Here is a 4,642-nt window from a genome sequence, read left to right on the forward strand (position 1 = left end):
CTCAATGAATTGAGGGGGATGACAGCCCCCTCGCGCTCCCCCGTTTTTCTAAAGAGTGTGCGCGCCTTGCGACTGATCCGCTCTCATCTGCCGAATTGTTTCCATTGTGAAACGGAGATCGAGCAATCCCGGAACGACGTAGAAAGCCAACGCGAAACCGAACAAAAGACCGGTCGCGCAACGCGAAAATGAACTATTCTCCAGAACGTGTGAGAATCCGAGACCCCAATCAAGCGCCAGTGGGACGGCACTGAGGATAAGCCAGCGCCGCGCGGGAGAGGTCCGGTCGCGCAACGAGCGCAACAACGGGTAAATGAGCGCGCCGCAAAACGCGCCGAGATAGATCCCCGTGCAACGTGCGCACACTGCCAGCGGATACCCCCAAAGGTAGAACGAACGCTCGGGACGTTGATGGCAAACGACGGAGAAAGCGTGCCGTAAGCTTTCTGCAAGCAGCGTGTTTCCGCGCCGTGCCAGCCACGGAGCGCCGATGATCAAAACCGAGAGCAAGGCTGCGCTGGCGACCACTGCCGCCCAAGCGCCCAAATCGCGTGCCCTGCTCCCGCGCAACTTCATAAACCCACTCGCTTCTCTATACCATTGAATCGCCCTCGGTGGGAAGGTTTTTGCGTTGGGAATGGAATCTTCAGGGAAAATCTTGCAGAGGGTTTCTCTTCGCGCCGCTGATCTTCGACGCTTCCGTGATGCGCGGGTAGTGAACATCGCGCAGAGAGTTTCTCATCTTCCTCTCGAACCGAGGTGCAGAAAGCTTCTCTTCGACGTGCCCCTTCGTTCGGAGGCGATCCTTACGCCTGCGGCGAAATCCGCTCGCGTTAAAACCGGATCACCGTACTCGGCCCGCCTTCGATGTGCACCGTGTCGATGAAGCGTATCTGGCGCGTCTCGGTCGTCATCACGAGCGAGTGGGTCCTCTTCCCAGCACCGAAGAAACGAACGCCGCGCAACAACGCGCCATCCGTCACGCCCGTTGCTGCGAAGATGATCTTCTTGCCGGGCGCAAGATCGTCCGTGTAGTAGACTTTGTTCGGGTCATCGATCCCCATCTCATGCAAGCGCGCGATCACTTTCTCCGCTGGCGGCACCTTGTGCCGATCCACTCCCAAGCGTTCTGGATCGAAGACCAAGCGCGCTTGGATCTCACCGTTTAAGCATTTCATCGCCGCAGCTGTCAACACGCCTTCCGGCGCGCCGCCAATGCCCATCAGCGCATGTATGTTCGTTCCGGCGACCGCCGCTGAGATGCCTGCCGACAGGTCACCATCTGAGATCAAGCGTATGCGCGCGCCCGCGGCGCGAATCTCCTCGATCAACTTCTTGTGGCGCGGCCGGTCCAACACGATCACGGTCAGGTCTTCCACATCGCGTCCCAAGCGCTGCGCGATCTTCTCTAAATTGTCCTTCACCGGCGCATCTATATCTACCGCTCCGCGCGAACTCGGACCGACGACGATCTTGTCCATGTAAATGTCCGGCGCGTTCAACAGTCCGCCCCGTTCGGCAGCGGCGATCACTGAAATGGCGTTGTTCGCCCCGAGCGCGCAAAGGTTCGTTCCCTCCAACGGATCGACGGCGATGTCCACTTCCGGGTAATCGTTCTGGCGATGCGTTCGCGCACCGAGTCCGACCTCTTCTCCGATGTAAAGCATGGGCGCCTCATCGCGCTCGCCCTCGCCGATCACGATGCGCCCGCGCATCGGCACTGTATCGAGCACTTTGCGCATCGCTTCGACGGCGACCTGATCGGAATATCGCCGGTCGCCCTTGCCCATGGTACGCGCTGCTGCGATGGCTGCCGCTTCGCACACTCGCAGGAAGTCCAAAGACAACTGCTCGGAATGAATTTCCGTCCCCATGTTCTTTCGGTCTCCTCGTCCGCGCTCGAAGAAAGAGCGCCGTCATACTACCAGAGCGCGCGTGGAATTTGTAGCGCGCCGCCAGTGCGTTTGAAACCCATTGGTGCGCTCGTGAACAAAGCTTCCCTTGCTACTTCTGCCTTGCTTCGACCGCGTAGATCTTCGCGTGACTGTCATTGACAACGCGAACGAATCTTCTTCTGGTACGCTGCCCAAAATTCAGGGAACAAAGTTTTCTTCCGGTGTGATCCACGCACCGTGGTGCAGCCGAGCGGGCGCGCCTGCGTGGGGGTTGGACTTGGGCTTCAACGTCAAGCCGCAGCACTATCACGGGGCGACGCAAGGACAATCGGGCAACCCGATCTCGGCGCGATCAACACTTGGCTTCCCACTGGATTGTTGAACGACACGCGACGCATAGAGCTGGCTTGGAATGCGTTTCGATCTCACCCAACGGGACGATCCTACTCGACGCAATTCGGCAAGATCGTCAGCGCCCCGACAGACCTCGTCTGCAGAACGCAACGCACCATCGGCAGCGAGACCTACACGCTGCTCTGCTTGGAGCAGCAGATCGCGCCGAGCATGACGACGCTTGGCTTTCCGGGCAGCTCAGTGCAGAAAGACTACGACTCACGCGGCGTCGTTTTGCCCAACTGAACTCATCCGTCTGTGCGCTGAAAATTCAAAGGGAGCTTGAGCGGCTCAAGCTCCCTTTATTTGCCAGTGGTGAAATTCCTTCTCGCTTCTGTTAATCGGCCGCAATAGCTTGACGCGCATCGGCAGCGCGATAGGGCGGCAGTTGTCTGCGCGCCGCTTTTTCTTGCTTCAAACCGAGCGCCCAATCGGCTTGCATCAACGTATGTATGTCGCGCGTCCCTTCGTAGATCACTGCCGCTTTGCAATTGCGGAAGTAGCGCTCGACCGGATAGTCATTCGAATAGCCGTTTGCGCCGTGCACTTCGATCGCCATCGAAGCCGCTTTCTCGCTGCGCACGGTCGCTTGCCACTTGGCCAAGCTGGTCGCGCGAGCATTTGGAAGGCCGATGTTTTTCATCCACCCGGCGCGCAAGTAGAGCAAGCGGCACATTTGGTAATCAGCTTCCATCTCGGCGATCTTCTCCTTGACGAGTTGATGGTTGGCGATCTTGGTGCCGAAGGTTTCGCGTTCGAGAGCGTAAGCGATCGAGGCATCGCGGCACGCGCGGATCACGCCGGTCGCCCCAGCGGCGACCGTGTAGCGCCCTTGTTCGAGGGCGAACATAGCGATCTTGAACCCTTCGCCCTCTTCGCCCAAAAGGTTCTCTTTCGGTACGCGGACATCTTGCAAAGAGAAGTAGCCCGTATTGCCCGCGCGAATGCCCATCTTGCCGTGGATCGTGCCGGAAGAGAAGCCTTTCATCCCGCGCTCGACGATGAAGCACGAAATCCCTGAATGATCGCGCTGCCGCCGCTTCGCCTCATCGGTCCAGCAGAAGAAGAGGAAATGGTCGGCGACATCGGCTAGACTGATCCACATCTTCTCGCCATTTAGAACGTATTCGTCGCCTTCGCGCCGCGCAGTTGAACGTATGCCGACAACGTCCGACCCGGCGCCGGGTTCGGTCAATCCGTAGGTGGCGATCTTCTCACCGCGCGCTTGCGGCACAAGGTATTTTCGCTTTTGCTCCTCTGTGCCCCATGTGAGCAGCGTCATCGAATTCAGCCCGACGTGCACGCTCATGATCACGCGCAAGAAAGTGTCGATCGCTTCCAGCTCTTCGCACGCCAATCCAAGAGAGATGTAATCGAAACCAGCGCCACCGTACTCTTCTGGAATGCAGATGCCGAGAAGACCGAGCGCCGCCATCTTGTCGAGCACCGAACGCTCAAAGTGCTGCTTTTCATCCCACTCTTTGATGTACGGTGCCACTTCGCGCGCGGCGAATTCGCGCACCATCCGTTGAATCGCCTTGTGATCTTCAGTCAATTCAAAATCGATCATTGTGGAGTCTTCCTTTGGTGTCGAAGGTTCGCTGTCCTCACCGCAAGAATCTTATCTTAAGTCGGACTCCGCGCCAAAGCGCGCAAAAAGCTCCGCGCGCGTCGTGCTATTTGCAGGGGCGGCGATGGGAAAATGTTTGGGGCGTTTTCACGGCGGATCAACGCGCGTCGCGTGCCTTCAAGCCAAGCCCTTCAGCCTCCAAGCGCGCGAACAGGTCGCGTGCAGCACGCATGGCTTCCTCGAGATTGGTGACGCGCCCGTCGAGCTGCATGTCGTAAACCGCTCGAAGAACGCGACCGAAAAGGGGCGAAGGCCGAAAGCCCATTTCGATCAGATGGCGACCCATCAAAATGGGTTCCGGCGCTTTGCGCTCGACGTTCAATTCGCGGGCGCGCTTGATGAACCATTCAGCCGCCGCGGTTGCAGCCGTGCACTGAAGTGGGGTTTCGATTCCGCCGCATCCGAGCACATCAGCGAGAACCAGGCAGTAAAGGAGTTCGAGTTCGCACCGTTGAGCCAAACGGCGGAAGGCACCGTCCGAGATGCGTGCGCGCTCTTCGTAAAATTGGCCTGGGCGCATGTGCTCACGGACGAGGGCGAGCGTTTGGGCGCGGAGGTCGTAACCATCGAGCGAGTGGATGTTCAACCGGTCGAGGAAATTTTCCGCGACAGGGACGCCTTTGACGTCGTGGGCGGGAGCGCGCAGGCGTCCCTCAATGAATTGGGTTGTCATACCCTTTCATGCTGATTCCTTAAACACAGGCCACCAGTGGAAGAGGGTATG

At 58.6% G+C, this 4,642-nt stretch carries 5 protein-coding genes; 1 reads left to right on the forward strand and 4 read right to left on the reverse strand.

Annotated elements, in window-relative coordinates; all coding sequences use genetic code 11:
* Window positions 1-48: 48 nt before the first annotated feature.
* Together C4334_RS14375 and glpX are read right to left on the reverse strand one after the other, a co-directional pair.
* Window positions 49-576: a DUF2085 domain-containing protein gene (locus C4334_RS14375; protein ID WP_352432780.1), complete on the reverse strand. Its 528-nt coding sequence runs from the start codon at window positions 574-576 to the stop codon at window positions 49-51.
* Between the two features lie 257 nt (window positions 577-833).
* Window positions 834-1,874: a class II fructose-bisphosphatase gene (gene glpX / locus C4334_RS14380; protein WP_352432781.1), complete on the reverse strand. Its 1,041-nt coding sequence runs from the start codon at window positions 1,872-1,874 to the stop codon at window positions 834-836.
* A 258-nt stretch (window positions 1,875-2,132) separates the two neighbouring features.
* Here glpX and C4334_RS14385 point away from each other — a divergent pair, with 258 nt between their 5' ends.
* Window positions 2,133-2,534, forward strand: a complete 402-nt coding sequence (locus C4334_RS14385) for a hypothetical protein (RefSeq protein ID WP_352432782.1) — start codon at window positions 2,133-2,135, stop codon at window positions 2,532-2,534.
* 91 nt (window positions 2,535-2,625) lie between these two features.
* Here C4334_RS14385 and C4334_RS14390 read toward each other — a convergent pair whose 3' ends face one another.
* Both C4334_RS14390 and C4334_RS14395 read right to left on the reverse strand, forming a co-directional pair.
* On the reverse strand, window positions 2,626-3,858 hold the full coding sequence (locus tag C4334_RS14390) for an acyl-CoA dehydrogenase family protein (protein WP_352432783.1): 1,233 nt from the start codon (window positions 3,856-3,858) through the stop codon (window positions 2,626-2,628).
* Between the two features lie 157 nt (window positions 3,859-4,015).
* A complete protein-coding gene (locus C4334_RS14395) occupies window positions 4,016-4,591 on the reverse strand; it encodes a hypothetical protein (RefSeq protein ID WP_352432784.1) in 576 nt (191 codons plus the stop codon).
* Between the last annotated feature and the right edge of the window lie 51 nt (window positions 4,592-4,642).

It is taken from the genome of Pyrinomonas sp. (assembly GCF_040289685.1).
GTDB lineage: Bacteria > Acidobacteriota > Blastocatellia > Pyrinomonadales > Pyrinomonadaceae > Pyrinomonas.